Consider the following 19,886-nt stretch of genomic DNA (forward strand, 5'->3'; position numbering starts at 1 on the left):
CCCTCGGGCTCGAGTGCGCCTAGTTGTAGCGGAGGGGTCTGACAAAAACTCCGGCGGCCGCCAGCATCCGGGGATCGACGCCACGGCCGGCCGCCGCGACGATCCGATCCGGACGGACGAGCAGCGCGTCCGGCGTACCGGAAGCCACCAGGGCGAACCCGTCGCCGAGCCGCGGATCGAGCGTCGCCGGGCACAGCCGGCCGCCGCCGCGACCGACCAGCGGGCCGCGGCCGAACGCGGGCCAGACGATCGTCGTGGCCCGGCGCTCCACGCCGGGCAGCCGGGCCGCGGCGCGCACCAGCAGACGGGGCAGCGCGCCGCCGGTCATCACCCGGCCGATCAGGATCGCCATCCGGATCATGGTTTTCGCGTACGGCCGCCGCTCCCGTTCATAGGTGGCCAGCAGCCGATCGTCGGCGCTCCCGGCCAGCACCATCGCGAGTTTCCAGCTCAGGTTGGCCGCGTCCCGGATCCCGGCGCACATCCCCTGCCCGATGAACGGCGGCGTCAGGTGCGCCGCGTCGCCGAGCAGGAACACCCGCCGGTCCTGCCACCGATCCGCTACCGCACCGCGGAACGTGTACTCGGCCTGCCGGAGCATGGTCAGCGACGCCGGGTCCACCGCGCCGAGCCACGGGCGGATCCGCTCCGGCACGTCGATCGGCTCGCGGGCCAGGAACTCCCAGCGGTACCGGCCGGGCGTGACCATCATGAAGGTGGCCGCCCGGACCGGGTCGCACACCTGCTGCACCCCGTCGTAGGTGTCCAGGGGCTCCGCCGACACGGCGTCCACGACCAGCCACGTCTGCTCGAAACCGAGATCCTCCCAACCGGCGCCCAGCGCGTCGCGGACGACGCTGTTGGCACCGTCGCAGCCGAGCACGGCGTCCGCCGAGACGGTGTGCTCGGTGCCGTCCTCGACTGATCGGTAACGGACACGCACCGGGCCGGATGGGGGCTGCTCCACCCCGTACACCAGACTGCCGCCGCGGATCGTGACCCGCGGCAGCGACCGCAGGCGGGCGCGGAGCAGGCGTTCCAGATCGGGCTGGTCGAACATGTTGGCCTGCGGGAAACCGTGCGGGCCGACCGGGTCGCGGGTGAACTCGGCGAGCACCCGCAGCCGCCGGTCGACGAGCCGCATCCCGGGCGCCGGCCGGGAGATCCGCCGCAGGTCGCCGGCGAGGCCGAGCCCGGCGAGGATGCGGAACACCTCGTCGTCGAGGTGGACCGCGCGCGGCAGCGGGTAGGGCTCCGGGAACCGGTCCAGGAGCAGGCACGCCACGCCGCGCTCGGCCAGCATGAGGGCGGCGGTCAGCCCGGTCGGCCCGGCCCCGACGATCACCACAGGCACGTGTTCCATCAGGACAGATTGCGCAGAATCACCACCGCGCCGCCAGCCAGCAGCAGTCCGGCGAGACCGCACCCGGCGATCAGGCGGCGGGCCGGGCCGAGGTCGTCGATCCGGGCGGCGAGCGCCTCGGCCCTGGTCCGGGTGGTGAAGTAGGCCGGGACCAGCCCGTCGGCGGTGGCCCGGCCGAGCGCGAACACGTCGATGCCGCTCGGCAGCCGCACCTCGGTCAGTTCGAGGCGCTCGTTCCGGCCGAGGCTGTCGACGATGTCGGGCGGGACGACGGCCGGCAGCCGGATCGGTGCCGACTTGCGGTAGCTGATCCGGGTCGTCTCGACCGCCGGCGGATCGGTGCGCACCGGGCCGTCCAGGGCGCGCGGGTCGACCGGGATCCGCCCGCTGGCGTCGGTGATCGCCGGCCAGCCGGGCGCGGTGATGTCGAGCAGGATGTCGTGGCTGTCGTCGGCGGAGCGGCGGCTGGGCTCGCGCAGCAGCCGGACGTGGTACCAGGCGCAGTCGGCGCCGCTGACCGGGCCGACCTGCCGGCCGGCGTGGCCGTACGCGGTGCGCGCCTCGGCCGCGACCCGGCCACCGTTCCACGAGGCGATCGGGGCCGGGTGCACCCGGCGCAGCGTGCGCACCTCGCGATGGTCGCCGAGATGCCGGAGCAGGAAGATGCCGGCGGCACCGAGCAGCAGCGCGCCGGCAGCGAAGCCGATCGTTACGACCGTGACCACCCGGTCAACATAGAGCGACCGGGCAACCACGTCACTCGTCAGTCCAGTCGCACCCGGGCGATGAGGGCCTTCAGCCGGCCGATCTCGTCGGCCAGCGCGGCGTCACCGGCCGCCGTCAGGGTGATCCAGGTACGGCCCCGCTTGCCCTCGTAGCCCTTCTCCACCCCGATCAGCCCGGCCACCTCCAGCACGCTGAGATGCTTGGACAGGTTCCCGGCGGTCAGGTCGAGCTGGGTGCGCAGGTAACCGAACTCGGCCCGGCGCGCCTCGTGCACGATCGCCAGGATCCCCAGCCGCACCCGCTGGTGGACCACCTCGTCCAGCCCGGTGACCGGGTGGGCGACGTCCGGCTCCGGGGTGGTCATCGCCGCCGCCGGGCGGCCAGGCCGAAACCGATCGCGCCGAGCAGCAGCACGGTGCCGTCGATGATCTGCTGCGGCAGGAACATGGTGCGCTCCTGTCCGCTCCAGTGCCAGCCGAAGTCCACCGGCACCAGGGCCACCACCAGGTACGCGGCGGTGAACAGCAGCAGGCCCAGGTTGCGCTCGAGGCGGGCCAGCACGAGCAGCGCCACGCCGATGACGCCCCACGGCGCGACCAGGCGGTCCAGGACCATCACCCAGGACGGGAACGGGTGGTCGACGACGTAGTGGACCAGGTAGACCCGCCAGGCGATCCAGACGGCGAGGAACAGGCCGGTCAGGGCGGCGCCGGTGTACGCGTACGGCAGCACCCGGGCGCCCAGCCCCCGGGCCCGGACGATCCGGGTGTAGCCGTAGGCGATCACCGCGTACGCCAGCAGCAGCGCGGCCGGCCAGTAGAACAGCACGCCCTGCCTGTCGAACTTGCACGGCCCGCCGGCGGCCACGCAGTCGAGGTGGAGGAAGAAGTAGTCGAACGGGATGCCGAGGAACGTCACCGCGGCCAGCACGGACAGCGCGAGCCAGGTCGCCCGCTGGTCGGCCCGCACCCGCCGGGTCAGACCGCGCACCTCCGTCAACAGCCGCCGGGCGTCGCCACCGGCGGGCACCGATTCAGTGGTCATGCCAATAGGTTTCCACAGCAAACCTGTTTCCGCCAGTAGCGTCCGATCGTCGACGGCATGACCTGCGGGCACCGCTCCCGGCCGGGGCGTGCCATGATCCACCGATGAACGCATGGCCCTACAACGACCGTCCCGACGGCGCCCGGTTCCTTCCCGGGCACATCGCCGAGCCGGGCCGCACCGAGATCGAGGACGAGATCTGGGCCTGGATCGTCCGCGGCGAGACCGACCCCGCCGAATACGTGCGGTACCTCGACGAGGAGCGGCACGGCGCCACCGACGAGGACCTGACCGCCGGTTACACGCGGGCGCTCGACATCCGCCGCGCCCAGCAGCGCGCCTGGGGCGAGGTGCGCAGCAACCTCACGCTCGCCTTCATCGAGCTGAACCGGCTGGGCGTGCTGGCCCGGGAGAACTTCGCCTGCTGCGGCACCTGCGCCGCCGCCGAGATCCACGACGAACGCGACGACTCCCGGCACTGGCGCGGCTACCTCTGGTACCACCAGCAGGACACCGAGTCCCTGGCCGAGAGCGAGACCGGCTCGGTCTACCTCGGCTACGGCGCCTACCCGCCCGCCGACCTGGACCGGGAGACCTTCGACGCCCTCCCGGACGCCGAGAAACAGGCCCGCTACCAGGCCGAAGTCGAACACCTGATGGACGAGGTGGTCTTCCCGGTCCTGCACGACCACGGCATGCGGGTCACCTGGAACCGCTCCCTGTCCACCCGCATCCTGCTGACCGGCGCGCACTGGTACGCCCCGATCCCCTGAAATCCGCCCGCTCGCCGCCGGGCCGCTTCCGACCGCCATTTTCCGGTACGCGCAACGCCCGCCCGCCGGACAGCCTGGCCCCACGTCCACGCACGCGACCACTCGGACGCTTCGGGTCGCGGCCGCGCCGACCGGCCGTCCGGAGGCCCGGGAGACCACGCCGCGATCAGGGCGGGTATCCGCTGACGCGGGGCGCCGCCGGTCGCGATGCCGGGCTACTCGGCCTGCGGATCCTCGAAACCCGCGGCGCCACCGTCACCGGCTGCGGCGAAGAGCGCGGGGGCCGCGTCTTCGCCGGTCCGCGGCGAAAGCGGCAAGGTCGGTCCCGTAATCCTCGCCGCCTTCACCGCCTCCGGCACGTAGCCGAGGACAACCGCACGGTCTTACCGGCCGAGGGTGTCGAGCACCGGCGGCTACGCGGGGTTTTCGATCGGCGTAACCGTGCGGCCAACGGAGCTGAGCGACTGGGCGAGCCGGGCATAGCTGTCGTCCCCGTAGCCTGCCGCGACGGCACGGTCGATGATCGACTGCACGGCCCGCAACGGTGCGGTGTCCAGGTCACGGGCGCTGGCGGCGGCACGGACGTGGGCGATCGCGGATCCCGCCGAGGCGATGCTCGACACGTCGGCGGAGAAGCTCCCAGTACTGAGTTGATCGGCGAACCGGTCGCTCATGTCGGGCAGAAGGTGGCCGATTCCCCGGGCGAATCGGGCAAACGCCTCCGGCGAAATACCCTCGGCGGCGGCCAGGGCGAAAGCATGCGCGAGCCCGCCGACACACATCGTGAACAGGTCGAGCAACGCCATCTCGTACGCTGCCGCTGTGCCGGCATCCGCACCGAGATAGACGCCGGCACCCAAGCTTTCCCGCACGATCGCGCTGCGGTCGTACAGCGCGCGCGGGCCGCTGTAGAGAATCGACGCGGCCGGTGTCCCGATAGTCGGCGCGGGCGTCACGATGGCGCCGTCCAGATAGTCGATGCCCTGCCCCGCGGCCCAGCTCGCCATGTCCCGGGCCTGCGCGGCATGGCCGCTACTGAGATTGACCACCATCGCGGTCGAGCCGCTCGCGAGTCCCGCCACGACGGCGCGCGCAGCCTCGTAGTCGACTACGCAGGTGAGGACGACCGATGCCCGGCGCGCCGCCTCGGCCGGCGTCGCGGCGACGCTCGCGCCCCGAGCCACGAGTGGGGCCGCCTTGTCGGGTGAGCGATTCCAGAGCACCGTGGGGTGGCCCGCGGCGAGTGACGCGGCAGCCAGCGCCCGGCCCATCGGGCCAAGCCCCAGGACGGCGACGGCGGGGATTCGACTGTTCGCATTCTTGTGGTGAGTCACGGCAGGGACGCTAAACCTTCACGTTGACGTGAAGGTCAAGTCCTGTTGTGATCTCCGGTATGCGGATCAGCGAACTGGCCCGGCAGACGGGTGTCACCCCGCGGGCGTTGCGCTACTACGAGGAGCAGGGCTTGTTGAGGCCGTCCCGGTCCGCAAGCGGCTATCGCCGATACGACTCGCAGGCCGTGATCACCGTGCGGCACATCCAACTGTTGATCTCAGCCGGCTTGAACACCATGGCGATAGCCGAGATCCTGCCCTGCGTCCCCGACGACGTGACGGTGTTGGCGCCGACCTGCCCGGAACTTCTCGACGCCCTTGCCCAGGAACGAATCCGTATCACCGGCTCCATCGAACGACTCGCCGCCGCCCGGGACATCCTGGACCGGCTCATCGAGGCCGGCGACCGTTCTTGAACGCCTCGACGGCTGACCACGCGGCCGCCGCGGAGTCGCCGTCGACCGGGGCGCCGCCCTCGAACGCCCTCGCGCCGGGCGGGTCGCTCCCGGCGTACCGGAAAGCGGCGACCGCAAGGCGAAGCGGACCCGGTGCGGGCCGGCGGCGGGAGACGAAGCGGACCTGGTGAAGGCCGGCGGCCGGAAGGTGAGGCGAACCCGGTGCGGGCCGGGGCCGGGCGGTGAGCGGTCAGCCGAGCAGGCGGGTGAGGGCCTCGCGGGCGGCGGCGGAGCGGGTGGCCAGACCGGACAGGACGGCGGCCAGGGCGAGCAGCCAGTCGTCGAGGTCGACAGTGGTGCGTTTGATGGTGACGCCGTGCACGACGCGGCGGATCTCGGCGTGCACCCCGTGCCCGGTCTGGCGCAGCACGAGCTGCTCGTCCGGGGTGGTCACGGTGAGCGCCACCGGGAGGCCCGGCCGGCCGCGCATCCGGTCGGCGAGTGTCCGCCGGTGATCCACGCCGACCAGGCCGGGCGGCAGGGCGTCGCGGAGGACCGTGGTGAGCACGCGGGTGCAGGACGCGACGTCCGCGCTGTCGGCGCGCAGCGCGGCGGCGAGCAGGTGCAGGTCGGCGGCCGTCATCGGTCGTCGGTCAGCGGAAGCACCAGCTGCGGCTTGGGGACGACGTGGCCGGGCCGGAGCGACCGGACCGCGGTGCCGATCGCGAAGAACTCGGTGGTGTGCCCGCCCCAGCGGTGCGAGTCGGCGAGCATCCGGACGCCGACCACGCCCTCCGCCCCGAGCTCCTCCGCCTCCGCCCGCATCCGGCTCATCGCCAGCTCCCGGGCGTCGTAGAGCGCCTCGGTGTACTGCGGGATCTCCACGTTCTGCCCGATCGCGCCGACCGCCTGCCAGAACCTCCGATGGCCGATGTGGTAGACGCAGCAGCCCATGGTCATGCCGAGCGGGGCGTACCCGGCCTGGATCAGCGTCCAGAAATCCTGTCCCGACAGGTCGCTGGTGAACGGTTCGCCGTGCCGGTTGCGCCAGCCGTCCCCGGTCTCCGGTGGAGTGTCGGCCCGGATCGCCGTGCCGATCGCGACGAACTCGGCCAGCTCGGTGCCGAACTCCTTGACCTCGATGTCCAGCCGTACCCCGACGACGCCGTCGGCGCCGAGCGCGTCGGCCTCCGCCGTCATCCGGGCCATCGCCAGCTCGCGGGCGTGGTACATCGCCTGGGAGAGCCGGTCGAGCTCGCCGTTGCGGCTCCACCGGCCGAGTTGGACACCGACGTGGTAGACGCTCGACCCGAGCACCAGTCCGAGCGGCCGGAACCCGGCCTCCCGGACGAGCAGGAACTCGTTGACGCTCAGGTCGGAGGTGAACAGGCCGGCCGGCTGGCCGGGGCGCGGCCGGGCGAGCCGGCGCATGGCGTCGTCGGGCACGCCGGGCACGGTGACGGTCATCGGGTACTCCGCAACGGCAGGACGGTCGGACTGCTCGATGGAGGGTGCCCGGGGTGGAACCGGGCGACAGCGGTGCCGGTGACCACGCACTCGGCGACCTGATCAGTATGGTCCTCGCCGGCCCCGGTCGCCCACATCGCCGACCGGAGGCCGGACGTCAGCACCGCGTCGGCGCCGAGCGCCGCCGCCCGGGCCGCGACGTCCCTCCTGGCCTCGGCCCGGACGTGGGTGATCAGCTCGGTGTGCCCGGCCAGCTCGGTGTTCGGGACCAGGAAGCCGAGCGACGAGGCGGTACGCCAGTCCTCGTGCCGGACCGCGACCGCGAGTCCCCGGACGATCCCGGCCGGCACCCAGCCCGCGGCGAGCAGCGTGACGAATTCCGGCGCGGCCAGCTCGGTGCTGAACACGGCGCCGGGCCGCTGCCGCCCGCGCGAGCGGACCGCGACGCCGAGCGCCCGGAACTCCCGGGTCCGCCCGGCCAGCCGCTGCTCGGTGAACCGCACCGCGACCACGCCGTCGGCACCGAGCGCGCCGGCCGCCCGGCACATCCGGTCCAGTGCGGTGTCCCGGCCGCCGCGCAGCGCTCGGGCGTACGCCGTGTGGCCGGCCGGACGCGGCGGCAGGGCGACGGCCGGCCCCCGGCGGCTCGGGTAGGTGGGCCGCCAGCCGCAACTCGCCCCGCCGGTCCAGCCGACATCCATCACCGTGGTGCCGAACACCGGCCCGACCGGGTCGAATCCGGCCGCGGACAGCACCGAGGTGTGAACCGTCACGCCACAGTCATACGCGCCGGCGCTGTGCTTGACTAGCGCGTATGGTCTTTCGTCCGCCCGCCGCCACCCGGGTGACCCGGTGACGGCTGGGCCGGCCGCGGCCACCCGGCCGCGTAACCGCAGGCAGCTCATCGTCGAGGCGGCCGGGACGGTCTTCAGCGAGCGCGGCTACCACGCGGCGGCCATGGAGGAGATCGCCGCCGGGGTGGGGATCAGCGCGGCGGCGCTCTACCGGCACTTCCCGAACAAGTACGCGCTGTTCGCCGAGTGCGCGAACGTCATGGTGGACCGGCTCGTCGCGACGGTCGACGAGGCGCCGGCCGAGGCGAGCCTGGCCGAGGTGCTCGCCGCGCTCACCCGGGTCACCGTCGCGCACCGCACCTCGGGCGGCCTCTACCGGTGGGAGGCCCGCTACCTGGAGCCGGCCGACCGCCAGCGGTTGCGCGCCAAGTTCGGGCACATGGTCGGCCGGGTGACCGGCCTGGTCCGGCAGGAGTTCGCGCTGCCCGGCGAGCGGCTGCGGGCGGTGGCCGCGCTCGGCGCGATCGGGTCGATCACCAGGCACCACACCGCTGTCGCCACGCGCCGCACCGAGGAGCTGCTGCTCGCCTCCGCGATGCGGGTGGCCGGCACCGATCCGGCGGCCGCCGCGGGCAGCGCCCGCCTGGCCGAGGTGCCCGCCCCGCCGGTGCCGCGCACCCGGCGCGCGGAGATCCTGGCCGCGGCCGTCCCGCTGTTCGCCCGCGACGGGTTCGCCACCGTGACGAACGGGCAGATCGCGCAGGCGGTCGGGCTCGCCCCGTCGGCGATCTACCGGCACTACCCCGGCAAGGTCGACATCCTGGTGGCCGCGTGCCTGCAGGCGGCCGGGCTGCTGGCCCAGGCGGTGGACCGGAGCCTGCACCAGGCGACCGACCCGCGACGGGCGGTGCTCGCGCTGACCGCGGCGTACGTCTCCTACAGCTTCGAGCACAACGCGCTGACCAGCGTCGCCGAGGCCGAGCTCGCCGGGCTGCCGGAGGACGTCCGCCGGCCACTGATCATCGCGCAGCGCGAGCACCTCGCGGTCTGGGAGCAGCAGTTGCGGCTGGCCCGCCCGGAGCTGGACGGCCGGCAGGCCCGGTTGCTGGTGCACGCCGGGTTCGGGGTGGTGGTCGAGGCCGGGCGCGCGCTGCACTGGCAGGACACCCCCGGCCACCGGGACGCCGTCACCGCCTTGGTGCTCGGCGCGCTGACCGTCTGATCGGGGACGGTTGCCGGTCGAGATGGTGATCGGGGGGTAACTGGGCGAGGTGCCCCGGCGCAGGAAGAGCATGGCCAGGCCCCTGACGAACCGGTCGAAGATCGAGAACCCGGTCGGCGTGATCGGTGACAGCCCCTCCGGAACGCGACGCAGGCCGGCCAGCCGACCTCGATCAGACCGCGGGAGACGTAGTCGCGCGGCAACCGCAGCCAGTCGCCGATCTTGTCGCTGCGCACGTAGCGGGCGAACTCGCGCTGGAACCCCTTGGCGACGCCCACGCCGGGGACTGCGGCAGCAGGTGGCGTACCGCGGCGTGGGTCAGCCGGGTCTTGGTCGAGGTGACGATGAAGTGGCCGGCCCGGACCCACGAGGGGTCCGGGCCGGGCGCGGGGCCGGTCAGACGGTGGTGCAGACGGTGCCGTTGAGGGTGAAGGACGCCGGCAGGACGTTCGGTCCGCTGTAGTTGCCGACGAAGCCGACGCTCGTCGAGGCGCCCACGGCCAGGCTCGCGTCGCTGGTCACCCGGACGGTGCGGCCGTCCGGCGTCCAGGTGGCGTTCCAGCCGCTGCCCAGGCTCTGCCAGGCGGTGGGCCAGGCGAAGGTGAGCGTCCAGCCGTTGAGCGCGGCCGGGCCGTTGTTGGTGATGTCGATCGAGCCGACGTACCCGTTGCCCCAGTCGTTCGTGTCGCGGAACTTCACGGTGCACGCCGAGGTGGCCGGGCTGCCGGTGGTGAAGGTCAGCGGCGGCGAGGCCGGGGACAGCCGCCCGGCGCCGTCCCGGGCCAGGACGTTGACCGTGTACCGGCGGCCCGGCACCAGGTTCCGCACCGTCAGCGAGGTGCCGGTGGTCTCGCCGAGCAGCTCACTGACGCCGCCGTTCTGCCGGTACACCTCGTATTTCAGACCGGAGCCGGAAGCCGGCCAGGAGATGGTCGCGGTCCGGTCGGTAACGGTCGCGGCCGGCCGGCCCGGCGCCTTCGGCGCATTGCTTTCGGTACGGCTGGGGTGCACCGTGACCAGCGCCAGCGAGTACGGCGCCAGGGTCTGCGTCCCGGCGGTCCCGGCCGAGGCGGTGGTCAGCCCGTCCGCGCCGTTGGCGAACGTCTCGACGACCGGGGTCGCCGCGGACGGCGTGAACCCGTGGTAGTTCAGCGTGACGGTGTGCGCCGCGTCCGGGTCCTTGTTGACCATCAGCACCGCGAGGTCACCGTTCGGCCGCCGGACGGCGTGCGCGCTGACCAGTGCGTCGTCACTGCCGGTACCGATGAACTGGTCCCCGGTGTGCGCGAAGTCCCCGAGCAGCGACAGCGCGTGGTACGGCGCGAACGGCGTGTTCAGCGCGGGCTCGCACGCCGAGTTGTCAGCCACGCAGGTGCCGCTGGACAGCAGCCCGAAGTCGTTGAAATCGGTCTGCCCGGCGACGGTGGTGGCCTTGTCCGGACCGTTGTGCACGTTCCACCACTGCACGGTGAAGACGCCCTGGGCGAGCAGCCCGCTGTAGACATCGGCGAGGAAGAGCGCGCCGGGCTGGGTGTTGCGCCCGACGTCCACGTTGGTCTCGGTCATGCTGATCCCGATCCGGCCGGCGCCCGCGCCGGCGTACCGGTCGATCTGCTCGCGCAGCAGGTAGACCGCGTCCTGGATCTGCGCCGGCTTGCCGAGGGCCTCGGCCGGCGTGCTCCCGCCCGGGTACCAGTGCACGTCGACGAAGTCGATGGCCGCGCCGGCCCGGGTGAGCACCTCCTGGTTCCAGGTGCCGCTGTCGCCGGCCGCCACGATGCCGTCCGGCCAGTTCCCCGGCATGGTGAGCACCGCGCCCACCTTGATCGTCGGGTCCACCGCCTTCATCGCCTTGGCATAGGCGACGACGTTCTCCGCGTACTCCTTGGGGCTCTTGTCGGCGTGGTTGTCGGCCTCCCACGACGCGCCGTAGTGCCCGTTGCCGTAGTTCTCGTTGCCGATCGTCCAGTACCGGGCGCCGTAGCCCTTCGTCACGTTGGCGTACCGCACCCAGCCGGCCGCCTCCTCGGCGGTCCCGGTGCCGTAGTTCGCGATGATCATCGGCTGGGCGCCCGTCCGCCGCGCCCCGGCCATGAACGTGTCGAAATCGGTGTCCGGCGCGACGTAACCGCCCGGCGCGGTGTGCGTCTCCCAGTGATAGATGTCGGCGTAGGACCCGCCGGGATAGCGGACCATCTGGACGCCGGCGTCCTTGAGCAGGTCGGCCACGGCGGGCGTGCCCAGCTGCGAGTCCCAGATGGCGTGGTTGACGCCGAGCGCGGTGTCGCCGACGGTCGCGAGGCCGGCTCGGGCGTCGACGTCGACCCGGGTGTCGGTGGCGGCTGCCTGGGCGGCCGATGGCACGCCCGCGACGGCGCTGACCAGCGCGAGCAGGACGACGCCCGCCCCGGCACGCCGCCGTAGTGACAGATGCATGAGGTTCTCCATGGGGACAGGGGATGGTGGGAGCGCTCCCATGGTCCGGCCAGGAAAAGAGCCCTGTCAATGCCGCGATGCGGGGGCATTGACGGTACGGTACGGCGAGACCGCTCCGGGCGTACCGTAAATCGGTGTTTTCAGGATGAAGCGATCCGGGGGACGCGGTCCAGCTCGATGCCGAAGTGGGTTTTGTACGCGCTGAGCAGGGCCTCGTCGGAGTCCAGGACGGTCTCGGCGCGCTCGTCGCCGGCGGTGCGGATCAGGGTGCGCGCGCTCAGCGTGATGCGGTCGGCGCCGTCCAGGCGGGTGCAGACCGGGTTCTGCCGGAAGTGCGAGCCGGGCCAGGTCTGCTGCCACCAGCAGGCGGGGTCGAAATCGGTCAGCGGGCGGGGGCGGCGCTCCAGCCGGTACTGCGGTTCGCCGTCCCGGTGCACGACGACGTCGCCGTGCTCGGCGTCGGTCAGCCGGAAGATCCCGCCCGGGTCGCTCTGGTCGCCGCGGTCGTCGAGGCGCAGCGGATAGGACGTGTGCCGGCCGAAGCCGACGTCGACCAGCCAGGCGCCGTCGACGATCAGGGCGAGGTGGTCGAAGAGCGGGCCGAACACGCCGTCGCCGCGGTGCACCCGGCAGGCGACCCGGTCGACGGTGTGCCCCAACTCCTCGAGGAGCACGGCGAACAGGCCGTTGAGCTCGTAGCAGAAGCCGCCCCGGCGGCGCCGGACGACCTTGTCGAACAGCTCGTCCGGGTCGAGCGAGAGGGTCTCGCCGAGGTGGATGCCGAGGTTCTCGAACGGCACCGCGGTCTGGTGCGCCAGCGTCAGCTCGGGCAGCGTGGCGTCGCGCGGGACGCCGATCCGGTTCAGGTATGCGGTCACGTCCACCGGCAAAGCGTACGTTGACAACGATGCCGGTCGCTGCGAAGGTCGGCCGGTGCATCCGATCCCGAGCGAGCGGGCCCGCGCGCTGGTGACCGGCGCCTACGACACGCACGTGCACGTCGCGCCGGACGTGATGGAGCGGCGGATCGACGATGTGCGCCTGGCGCGCCGGTTCGCCGAGGTGGGGCTGGCCGGGTTCGTGCTCAAGTCGCACTACGTGCCGACCGCGGAGCGCGCCGAGGTGGTGCGCGGGGTGGTGCCCGGTGTCGAGGCGCTCGGCGCGCTCACCCTGAACGGCTCGGTCGGCGGGCTCAACCCGGTGGCCGTGGAGATCGCCGGCCGGCAGGGTGCCCGGGTCGTCTGGCTGCCGACCGTCGACAGTGCCAACGAGCGGGCCGGCCGGGCCGCGATCCCACCCGGCGCGACCCCGCCGATGTGGGCGGCGCTGCAGGACGAGCTGACCGGGCGGGGCATCGCCTGTCCGCCGATCGAGGTGGTCGACGAGGCCGGGCGGATCGTGCCGGCGCTGCACGACGTGTTCGCGGTGCTGGCCGAGCACGACATGGTGCTGGCGACCGGGCACCTGAGCGGGCCGGAGATCGTGGCGGCGGTGGACGCCGCGGCGGCGGCCGGGGTGCGGCGGATCATCGTGACCCACCCCGAGTTCACCTCGCAGCGGCTGGACGTGGCGACCCAGCGGCACCTGGCCGGGCGCGGAGCGCTGCTGGAACGGTGCTTCACCACGGCGTACACGAAGAAGGTCTCCTGGGATGCGCTGGTCGCGCACATCCGGGCGGTGGGGCCGGAGCATTCGCTGCTCTCCAGCGATCTGGGGCAGCCGTTCAATCCGCCGGTCGAGGACGGGCTCGCGCTGCTCGCCGACCGGCTGCTCGGAGCCGGCTTCGGCGACGACGAGGTGCGCACCATGGCGGTCGTCAACAGCCGGCGTATCCTCGGGCGGCCGTGATGCCGGCGTCCCGCGCCAGCAGCGCGGCCTGCACCCGGTCGGCGACGGCCAGCCGGGTGAACAGCTGCGAGGCCCGGTTGCGCACGGTCTTCTCGCGCAGGCCGAGACGCCGGGCGATCTCCGCGTAACTGTCCCCCGCCGCCAGCCCGGCCAGCAGGTCGAGTTCGCGTGCCGAGAGTGCGTCGAAGGGTGCGGGCAGCGGCGCCGGCCGGGGACGGACACCGCTGAGCAGCGACCCGCCGACGTTCGGGCCCAGCACGAACCCGCCGGAGGCGACCGCCCGCAGCGCGTCCACGACGGCGCCGGGGTCGGTGTCCTTGAGCACGTATCCGTGCGCGCCGACCCGCAGCGCCCGGGCCACCAGGTCCTCGTCGTCGCTCATGGTCAGCATGAGCACCCGGGTGACCGGGCTGACCCGGGTGATCCGGTGCACCGCCTCGATGCCGTCGCCGTCCGGCAGGGCGATGTCCAGGGCGACCACGTCGACCTCTCCCCCGGTGACGCCGCGCAGCGCGCCGGCGACGGTGGCCGCCTCGAGCACCTCGGTCACCCAGCTCTCGGCCTCCAGGATGGCCCGCAGCCCGCGCCGCATGATCGGATGATCGTCGACCACCAGCACCCTGGTCATGACACCGGCAGCCGGACGTGGATCGCGGTGCCGCCCGCGGGACCGGCGCCGATGTCGAAGTGGCCGCCCAGCTCGGCGGCCCGTTCGCGCATCGAGGCGAGACCGACGCCGTGGTTCCGGCCGCCGTTGATGCCGATGCCGTCGTCGACGATCTCCATGGTCAGGCACCTGTCGCGGCGTACCGCGACGGCGCAGGTGCGGGCCCACGCGTGCCGGGCCGCGTTGGTGACCGCCTCGGCGAAGATCCGGTACGCGGCCACCTCGACCGCCGGCGGCAGGCCGTCCAGCGAGCCCACCACGGTCAGCCGGGCCGTCAGCCCGCCCTCGGTCAGCTTGCGGCAACCGGTACGCAGCGCGTTCTCCAGCCCGTCGTCGAGCGCCGGCGGCCGCAGCTGGTCGACCAGGCGCCGGACCTCGACGACGCAGTCCCGCAGGTCGTCGGCGAGCTCGGTGGCGGTGCTCGCGGTGTGCACCCGCATCGACATCCCCATCAGCGCCGGACCGAGCCCGTCGTGCAGGTCCCGGCGCAGGCGCTGGCGTTCCTCCTCGCGGGTGAGCACCAGCCGCTCGCGGGCGTCGCGCAGGTCCCGGATCATCCGGGTGACGGCGACGGCGACGGCCGCCTGCATCGCCACGTCGCCCAGCAGCCGGCGTTCCGGTGCGGTGAACGGGCTGCCCGGACTGCGGATCGCGACGAGCAGCCGGCCGATCCGCTCGCCGTGCGCGATCATCTCGAACGACTCGGTGGCCGTCGTCGCCCGCCCGTGCTCGGCGAGCAGCCGGGGGCCGTCGCCGGTGGTGGACTCCAGTGCCACGTAGGGCACCCGCAGCGACCGGGCCACCGTCGCGGTCAGCGACGGCAGCACCGCGCTGGGGTCGACCGCCCGGCCGAGCAGGTCGCCCAGCTCGGCGATCACCCGGTACGGATCGTCCCGGTCACCGAAGAGCAGCCGTTCCACGGCGCGCTGGACCCACCGGCGCAGTGGTTCGAACGTCATCGCGATCAGGCCGGTGACCACCAGCGAGGCCACCGACGTGCGGTTGCCCAGTACCGCCCGGCCCAGCATGCCGACCAGCACGACGTAGCCGGCGATCACGACGAGGGTCATGATCGACCACACGATCGCACGGTTCAGCACCTGGTCCAGGCCGTAGAGCCGGTGCCGGACCATGGCCACCGTCATCCCGAGCGGCACGGAGAGCGCCACCACGATCGGCGCGCCCGGCACCGCCAGGGTGTTCAGGACCAGCCCGATGGCCAGCAGCACCGCCGCGGCGAGCAGGTAGGCCAGCTGCCGCCGGGCGTCGCCGCTGGTCCGGCGCCAGCGCAGCCAGAGCGCGACCAGCATGCCGGCCATGCCGGCGGCCACCGCGACCATGCCGGCCGCCGCGGCGTGCACCGCCGGCGACGCCGGCCCGGCGAAGGTGAAGAACCTGGTCAGCAGGTCGCGGGGGTGCTCCAGCGCGGCCACCGCGAGGCCGAGCGTGCCGAGCAGGGTGCCGCCGGCGAGGACGCCGGCGACCAGCCGCCAGTACCGGCCGGGCAGCGTGCCGTCCGGGAAGACCAGCAGGGCCAGTGCGATCAGCCCGAACGGCGGCCACCAGCACCACTGGCCGGCCCAGGCCGGGATCACGAAGTCCGACCAGCTCAACGCCAGCAGGTCGGCACAGGACACCAGCCCGGCGGCGCGCATCAGCCGGCCCACCGGGTTGCCCGGCTCGGCGGCCAGCACGAGCTCGCCCATCACCAGGTAGGCCACCGCCACCGGGGCGACGAAGAGGGTGGTCGTCACGGACATCGCGCCGGCCCCGGCCAGCTGGCCCACTGCCACGGCTACGACGACGGCGACAGCGGTGATCAGGAGCATCAGATGCTCGCGCACCCACCGAGCGATGGTCAACGCCCTACTCCCCACTTGGCGACTGGGAGGACGGTAGGCGCCGGGAACCGCCTGAGTCAGCGTTCAGTAGGGTTGCGGACAGGCCTGATGCGACAGTTGGCAGTGCGCGAAAATCGGCGCCCGGGTGGTATCACGCCACGGTTCGTCAGGCGTCCGCCGCGCCGTACCGGCCCGCGGTGAACAGCAGCGAGGGCTCCGGGCGCATCCCGTGCCGGAGCACCTCGCCGATCAGGATGACGTGGTCGCCGGCCGGGATCAGCCGGTGGGTCCGGCAGACCAGGTAGGCGGCCACGTCCGCCAGCAGCGGCAGGCCCTCCGGACCGGGCCGGCTGGCGGTTCCCCGGAAGCGGTCCCCCGGCCCGGCGAACCGCTCCGCCAGCTCCCGCTGCCCAGCGGCCAGCACGTTCACCGCGAACCGCGGCGTGGTCGCGAAGGCCGCGTGGCAGCGCGAGTCCCGCCGCAGGCACCACAGCACCAGCGGCGGGACCAGCGACACCGAGGTGAACGAGTTGATGGTCAGCCCGACCGCCAGTCCGTCGTGGACGGTGGTCACCACCGCGACACCGGTGGGGAACTTGCCGAGCGCGTCGCGCAGATTCCGGTGCATGTCATCGCCCTGCCAGTTCGGCGCGGGCCAGCCGCACGTCGGGGTCGTCGGGCGCCAGTGCGGCCGCCACGTCCAGGTCGGCCAAGGCCCGCTCCCACCGGCCGGCGCGCCGGTACAGGTACGCCCGGTTGTAACGCAGCGCCGGATCGTCCGGGGCCAGGCCGACGGCATGGTCCAGATCGGCCTCGGCCACCTCGGTACGGCCCAGTTCGAGGGCCGCCGCGGCGCGGCCGGAGCGGGCGGTGACCAGGTCCGGGTCCGCCTCGACGGCATGGTCGAAGGAGGCCAGGGCGGCGCGGTACTGCCCGCGTTCGGCCCGGACGCTGCCCGCGATGACGTGCAGGTGCGGGTTGCCCGGTTCGCGGGCGAGCCCGGCGCGCACGTCGCACATCGCGGCGTCCAGGTCGCCGCGCTCCAGGCGGAGGGCGGCCCGGTTGACGTACGCGTCGACGAAGTCCGGATCGAGCTCCAGCACATAGTCGAAGTCGGCCAGCGCGCCGTCGGTGTCGCCGCGGGCGGCACGCAGGTCGCCCCGGTTGTAGTACGCCTCGTGGAACGCCGGGGACAGCGCCATCACCGTCTCGTACTCGGCGAGCGCCTCGTCGTCGCGGTCCAGCCGGCGCAGCAGGTTGGCCCGGTCGAAGTGGTACTCCGGCCAGTTCGGATCGGCCTCGATCACCGCGGTGTAGTCGGCCAGCGCGTCCTCGATCCGGCCGAGCGCGACGTTGACCTGCCCGCGGTTGTAGCGCAGGACCGAGCGGTGCAGCCGGTGCTCGCCCGGCTCGAAGAACGCGTCCATCCGGGCGATGCAGTCGTCCACCAGGCGCAGCGCCTCCGGCAGGTTCCCGTCGTGCACCTCGACCAGTGCCAGGCCGTTGCGCATGAACACGCTCTGGAAGACCCGCTCGCGCGGGTTGTCCAGCACCGAGGCGATCGCCACGGCCTGGTTGACCCAGCCGCGGGCCAGCGCCTGATCGCGGTGGTCCGGCTCGTAGTGCCGGGTGTAGAGCATGCCGGTCGCGTAGGCGGCGCCCATGTGCACGGCCGGCACCACGCTGTTCGTCCGGGCCTCCTGATACAGCGCCTCGGCCTCGGCCGGGCGCTCCAGCACCGCGAGGGCGGTGGTCAGCCGCGAGGTGATGAAGAGGTAGCGCAGCTCCGGCTGGTCCCAGCCGACCAGCCGCCGGGCGCGCTCGGCCAGGTCGATCGTCGCGTCGTAGAAGCCCATGACGCTGCAGTGGTCCACCGCGAACCGCAGGGCCGCGACGGCGTGCACGGCCGGGTCGGTGCCGCGCTCCCGGTGGTACGGGATGGCGCCGAGCCGCAGCGACACCTCGCCGGCGCGTTCCAGGTCGTCGGCCCGCCGGTCGTGCAGGCGCCGCCGCTCGTCCGGGTCCAGGGCCAGGTAGGCGGCGAGCGTCGCCGGATCCTCGGCGAGGCAGTCGCCCGCCACGTACGCCTTGGCGTCGCCGGCACCGGACGCGGCGCCGGTGCGGACGACCAGCGCGAGCGCCGACGGGTCGAGCCGGCGCCGCATCACGGTCAGCAACTCGACGTCGGTCGGGTCGGCCTGATCGGCGTTCTCGATCACCAGGGTGCGCGGGCCGATCCGGCCGGTCAGGTCGCGCAGGAACTCGGTGAGGCCGTGCGCCAGCCGCCGGGTCCGCAGCCGCGAGTAGTACCTGGTGCGTTCGGCCGGCACCGCCAGCCCGGTCAGCGTCTCCGGCGCGGCGGGCACCAGCCCGTGCAGTTCCGGCGCCGCCGACAGGATCTCGATGGCGTGCGCGGCGACCAGGTCCGGCGGCGCCTCGGGGACGATTGCCCGCAATATCGTGCCGGCCATGGTGTACGGCCCGCGCAGCCGGCGGTGCGCGTTCACCGGTGGGGTGAGCAGCTTCATCTTCTTGCTCCGCATCAGTCGAGAACGTGGGCCGGCGCCGGTGCCCGGTCGCGCCGCGCCCGCCACAGCAGGTAGCCGAGGGCGGCGAACTGAAGCCCGTTGACCAGCAGGAAGGCCACCGAGTCGGTGACACCGGCGAGCCCCGAGCCGTCCGAGAGGTGGCCCAGCACGACACTGAACATGTGATAGGTCGCCGGGATCCCGGCCACCAGCAGGGTGCCGATCGAGAACGCGTAGCCGAGCACCAGCAGCCACGAGTACCAGCGGGCGACGGCCCGGTCGGTCGGGTGCCAGGTGCTCTCGTCCAGCACGTGGGCGTGCCGGCCGAGCAGGCGGTTCACCCGGTTGGCGACGGTGCGCCGGGCGGTCTTCTGCAGGTCGACGCAGCCGAACACGGTGACGATCACGTGGTACAGGTCGGTCTGCAGGTAGAAGTAGAACTGCCAGACGAACCGCAGCAGGGTGGCGAACGCCATCGCCAGGCAGATGCCGCCGGCCAGCGGTTCGGTGCCGTCCGGACGGCGCAGCAGCCCGGCCACCAGGGTCAGCACCGCCACCGCCACCAGGTCGGCCAGCATGCCGGCCAGCATCGGCAGATACCGTTTGGCGCGCGGCACCGCCACCAGGCCGTCCAGCGACGTCTCGACGACCACGAAGTAGAGCCGCCGGCCGATCCCCATCCGGGACCGCAGGCCGAGGCGGCGGCCGGCGAGGGCGTGGAACGACTCGTGCAGCAGGATGAACGGGAACTGGCCGACGAAGACCACCATCACCACGACGGTCACGTACGGCGAGAAGAACAGGTTGCTGTAGTGCGGGGTCAGGCCGGGCTCGCGGATCATCGCGAGCACCGCGGCGAGCAGCAGGCCGGCGTACCCGATCATCGCGACCGGCGAGAACAGCGCGCGCCCCAGGCGCTGCCACCGGACGGTCCCGGCGGCCGCGACCGGTTCACCGGGCGCCGCGACGAACTCCATCTCGGTCATCGCCTCGAGGAACTCGACGATGTCCACCGGCTGCCCGAAAGCCCGCTCGTACCACTGGGCGGCGCGGCTCGGCGGCGTGCCGCGGATCAGTTCGCGCAGCAGCGCCGCGCCGTCGGCCGGCAGCACGCAGTACGCGTCGATGTCGGCCCGGCCGACAGTCACGTCGTCGCCCTCGTCGAGCATCGTGAGCTGGTGCAGCCGCACCGGCCGATCCAAGTCTTCGACCATGATTGATCTCCCGTGCCAGGGTTGGTGGGGCTCCCTCGCGGGAGCCCCGTGTCTCATCAGGCGACGCCACAGCTCGGGCTGTACGGACACAGCGCCGCACTCGTCAGGCGCACGGCACCGGCCTTACGCACGTTGATCTTCTTCATGGCTTTTCCTCCCCCCGGTATCTCTGAGGTCTTGCGCAGAGCATGTCCGGCGGGGATGTCCCGGGCACAGGGACAGCCATCCCGGCCG

The 19,886-nt window shown here is 73.1% G+C and carries 19 protein-coding genes; 4 read left to right on the forward strand and 15 right to left on the reverse strand.

Translation table 11 applies throughout. The features are described 5' to 3' along the window. Positions 1-19: 19 nt before the first annotated feature. Genes Actob_RS27805 through Actob_RS27820 form a run of 4 tightly spaced genes read right to left on the reverse strand, consistent with a single transcriptional unit; the run spans position 20 to position 3,133 of the window. Complete coding sequence (locus Actob_RS27805) at positions 20-1,363, reverse strand: bifunctional 3-(3-hydroxy-phenyl)propionate/3-hydroxycinnamic acid hydroxylase (RefSeq protein ID WP_284914786.1); 1,344 nt, start codon at positions 1,361-1,363, stop codon at positions 20-22. Further along, positions 1,363-2,088, reverse strand: coding sequence for a hypothetical protein (locus tag Actob_RS27810; protein ID WP_284914787.1), 726 nt, complete (start codon positions 2,086-2,088; stop codon positions 1,363-1,365). The genes Actob_RS27805 and Actob_RS27810 overlap by 1 nt, the downstream gene beginning before the upstream one ends. A 38-nt stretch (positions 2,089-2,126) precedes the next feature. After that, a complete protein-coding gene (locus Actob_RS27815; RefSeq protein WP_284914788.1) occupies positions 2,127-2,453 on the reverse strand; it encodes a transcriptional regulator in 327 nt (108 codons plus the stop codon). Further along, positions 2,450-3,133, reverse strand: coding sequence for a hypothetical protein (locus tag Actob_RS27820; protein WP_284914789.1), 684 nt, complete (start codon positions 3,131-3,133; stop codon positions 2,450-2,452). Before Actob_RS27820 ends, Actob_RS27815 begins: the two co-directional genes overlap by 4 nt. Before the next feature lie 104 nt (positions 3,134-3,237). Here Actob_RS27820 and Actob_RS27825 point away from each other — a divergent pair, with 104 nt between their 5' ends. Continuing rightward, positions 3,238-3,906, forward strand: a complete 669-nt coding sequence (locus Actob_RS27825; protein WP_284914790.1) for a DUF6891 domain-containing protein — start codon at positions 3,238-3,240, stop codon at positions 3,904-3,906. Between the two features lie 413 nt (positions 3,907-4,319). Here the strand turns inward: Actob_RS27825 and Actob_RS27830 are convergent, their stop codons facing one another. Continuing rightward, positions 4,320-5,240 carry an NAD(P)-dependent oxidoreductase gene (locus Actob_RS27830; RefSeq protein ID WP_284914791.1) on the reverse strand — a complete coding sequence of 307 codons (921 nt, stop codon included), beginning with the start codon at positions 5,238-5,240 and terminating at the stop codon, positions 4,320-4,322. 59 nt (positions 5,241-5,299) lie between these two features. Between Actob_RS27830 and Actob_RS27835 the strand changes: the two genes are divergently transcribed. Continuing rightward, a complete protein-coding gene (locus Actob_RS27835; RefSeq protein WP_284914792.1) occupies positions 5,300-5,656 on the forward strand; it encodes a MerR family transcriptional regulator in 357 nt (118 codons plus the stop codon). Between the two features lie 229 nt (positions 5,657-5,885). Here the strand turns inward: Actob_RS27835 and Actob_RS27840 are convergent, their stop codons facing one another. The 3 genes from Actob_RS27840 to Actob_RS27850 are packed head-to-tail and all read right to left on the reverse strand — an operon-like array spanning position 5,886 to position 7,875. Then, positions 5,886-6,278: a type II toxin-antitoxin system VapB family antitoxin gene (locus Actob_RS27840; RefSeq protein ID WP_284914793.1), complete on the reverse strand. Its 393-nt coding sequence runs from the start codon at positions 6,276-6,278 to the stop codon at positions 5,886-5,888. After that, positions 6,275-7,102, reverse strand: coding sequence for a heavy metal-binding domain-containing protein (locus tag Actob_RS27845; protein WP_284914794.1), 828 nt, complete (start codon positions 7,100-7,102; stop codon positions 6,275-6,277). Before Actob_RS27845 ends, Actob_RS27840 begins: the two co-directional genes overlap by 4 nt. Next, positions 7,099-7,875, reverse strand: a complete 777-nt coding sequence (locus Actob_RS27850; protein WP_284914795.1) for a heavy metal-binding domain-containing protein — start codon at positions 7,873-7,875, stop codon at positions 7,099-7,101. The genes Actob_RS27845 and Actob_RS27850 overlap by 4 nt, the downstream gene beginning before the upstream one ends. A 79-nt stretch (positions 7,876-7,954) precedes the next feature. Between Actob_RS27850 and Actob_RS27855 the strand changes: the two genes are divergently transcribed. Beyond that, complete coding sequence (locus Actob_RS27855; protein ID WP_284914796.1) at positions 7,955-9,118, forward strand: TetR/AcrR family transcriptional regulator; 1,164 nt, start codon at positions 7,955-7,957, stop codon at positions 9,116-9,118. Positions 9,119-9,514: 396 nt separating this feature from the next. Here the strand turns inward: Actob_RS27855 and Actob_RS27860 are convergent, their stop codons facing one another. Both Actob_RS27860 and Actob_RS27865 read right to left on the reverse strand, forming a co-directional pair. Further along, complete coding sequence (locus Actob_RS27860; RefSeq protein ID WP_284914797.1) at positions 9,515-11,554, reverse strand: cellulose binding domain-containing protein; 2,040 nt, start codon at positions 11,552-11,554, stop codon at positions 9,515-9,517. Positions 11,555-11,694: 140 nt separating this feature from the next. Further along, a complete protein-coding gene (locus Actob_RS27865) occupies positions 11,695-12,438 on the reverse strand; it encodes an arylamine N-acetyltransferase family protein (RefSeq protein ID WP_284914798.1) in 744 nt (247 codons plus the stop codon). A 49-nt stretch (positions 12,439-12,487) separates the two neighbouring features. Between Actob_RS27865 and Actob_RS27870 the strand changes: the two genes are divergently transcribed. Next, complete coding sequence (locus Actob_RS27870; protein ID WP_284914799.1) at positions 12,488-13,402, forward strand: DUF6282 family protein; 915 nt, start codon at positions 12,488-12,490, stop codon at positions 13,400-13,402. On the opposite strand, the gene Actob_RS27875 is transcribed toward Actob_RS27870, so the two are convergent. The 5 genes from Actob_RS27875 to Actob_RS27895 form a co-directional block, all read right to left on the reverse strand. Then, on the reverse strand, positions 13,371-14,030 hold the full coding sequence (locus Actob_RS27875) for a response regulator transcription factor (protein ID WP_284914800.1): 660 nt from the start codon (positions 14,028-14,030) through the stop codon (positions 13,371-13,373). The two genes, Actob_RS27870 and Actob_RS27875, sit on opposite strands and share 32 nt — an antisense overlap. After that, positions 14,027-15,931, reverse strand: a complete 1,905-nt coding sequence (locus Actob_RS27880) for a sensor histidine kinase (protein WP_284914801.1) — start codon at positions 15,929-15,931, stop codon at positions 14,027-14,029. Before Actob_RS27880 ends, Actob_RS27875 begins: the two co-directional genes overlap by 4 nt. 145 nt (positions 15,932-16,076) lie before the next feature. Then, entirely contained in the window at positions 16,077-16,538 is a 462-nt protein-coding gene (locus Actob_RS27885) for a flavin reductase family protein (protein ID WP_284914802.1), read from the reverse strand. Between the two features lies 1 nt (position 16,539). Next, the gene (locus tag Actob_RS27890; RefSeq protein ID WP_284914803.1) at positions 16,540-18,453 is read right to left on the reverse strand and encodes a tetratricopeptide repeat protein; all 1,914 of its coding nucleotides are present in this window, start codon (positions 18,451-18,453) and stop codon (positions 16,540-16,542) included. Beyond that, positions 18,453-19,652: a hypothetical protein gene (locus Actob_RS27895; RefSeq protein ID WP_284914804.1), complete on the reverse strand. Its 1,200-nt coding sequence runs from the start codon at positions 19,650-19,652 to the stop codon at positions 18,453-18,455. Before Actob_RS27895 ends, Actob_RS27890 begins: the two co-directional genes overlap by 1 nt. Between the last annotated feature and the right edge of the window lie 234 nt (positions 19,653-19,886).

It is taken from the genome of Actinoplanes oblitus (assembly GCF_030252345.1).
GTDB classification, from domain to species: Bacteria; Actinomycetota; Actinomycetes; order Mycobacteriales; family Micromonosporaceae; genus Actinoplanes; species Actinoplanes oblitus.

Excerpts from the sequence above, each read along its gene's own strand:
- Actob_RS27895 (WP_284914804.1), bottom strand. The coding sequence starts at position 19,652 with ATGGTCGAAGACTTGGATCGGCCGGTGCGGCTGCACCAGCTCACGATG.
- Actob_RS27835 (WP_284914792.1), top strand. The coding sequence starts at position 5,300 with ATGCGGATCAGCGAACTGGCCCGGCAGACGGGTGTCACCCCGCGGGCG.
- Actob_RS27815 (WP_284914788.1), bottom strand. The coding sequence starts at position 2,453 with ATGACCACCCCGGAGCCGGACGTCGCCCACCCGGTCACCGGGCTGGAC.
- Actob_RS27840 (WP_284914793.1), bottom strand. The coding sequence starts at position 6,278 with ATGACGGCCGCCGACCTGCACCTGCTCGCCGCCGCGCTGCGCGCCGAC.
- Actob_RS27860 (WP_284914797.1), bottom strand. The coding sequence starts at position 11,554 with ATGCATCTGTCACTACGGCGGCGTGCCGGGGCGGGCGTCGTCCTGCTC.
- Actob_RS27845 (WP_284914794.1), bottom strand. The coding sequence starts at position 7,102 with ATGACCGTCACCGTGCCCGGCGTGCCCGACGACGCCATGCGCCGGCTC.
- Actob_RS27890 (WP_284914803.1), bottom strand. The coding sequence starts at position 18,453 with ATGCGGAGCAAGAAGATGAAGCTGCTCACCCCACCGGTGAACGCGCAC.
- Actob_RS27820 (WP_284914789.1), bottom strand. The coding sequence starts at position 3,133 with ATGACCACTGAATCGGTGCCCGCCGGTGGCGACGCCCGGCGGCTGTTG.
- Actob_RS27805 (WP_284914786.1), bottom strand. The coding sequence starts at position 1,363 with ATGGAACACGTGCCTGTGGTGATCGTCGGGGCCGGGCCGACCGGGCTG.
- Actob_RS27825 (WP_284914790.1), top strand. The coding sequence starts at position 3,238 with ATGAACGCATGGCCCTACAACGACCGTCCCGACGGCGCCCGGTTCCTT.
- Actob_RS27875 (WP_284914800.1), bottom strand. The coding sequence starts at position 14,030 with ATGACCAGGGTGCTGGTGGTCGACGATCATCCGATCATGCGGCGCGGG.
- Actob_RS27885 (WP_284914802.1), bottom strand. The coding sequence starts at position 16,538 with ATGCACCGGAATCTGCGCGACGCGCTCGGCAAGTTCCCCACCGGTGTC.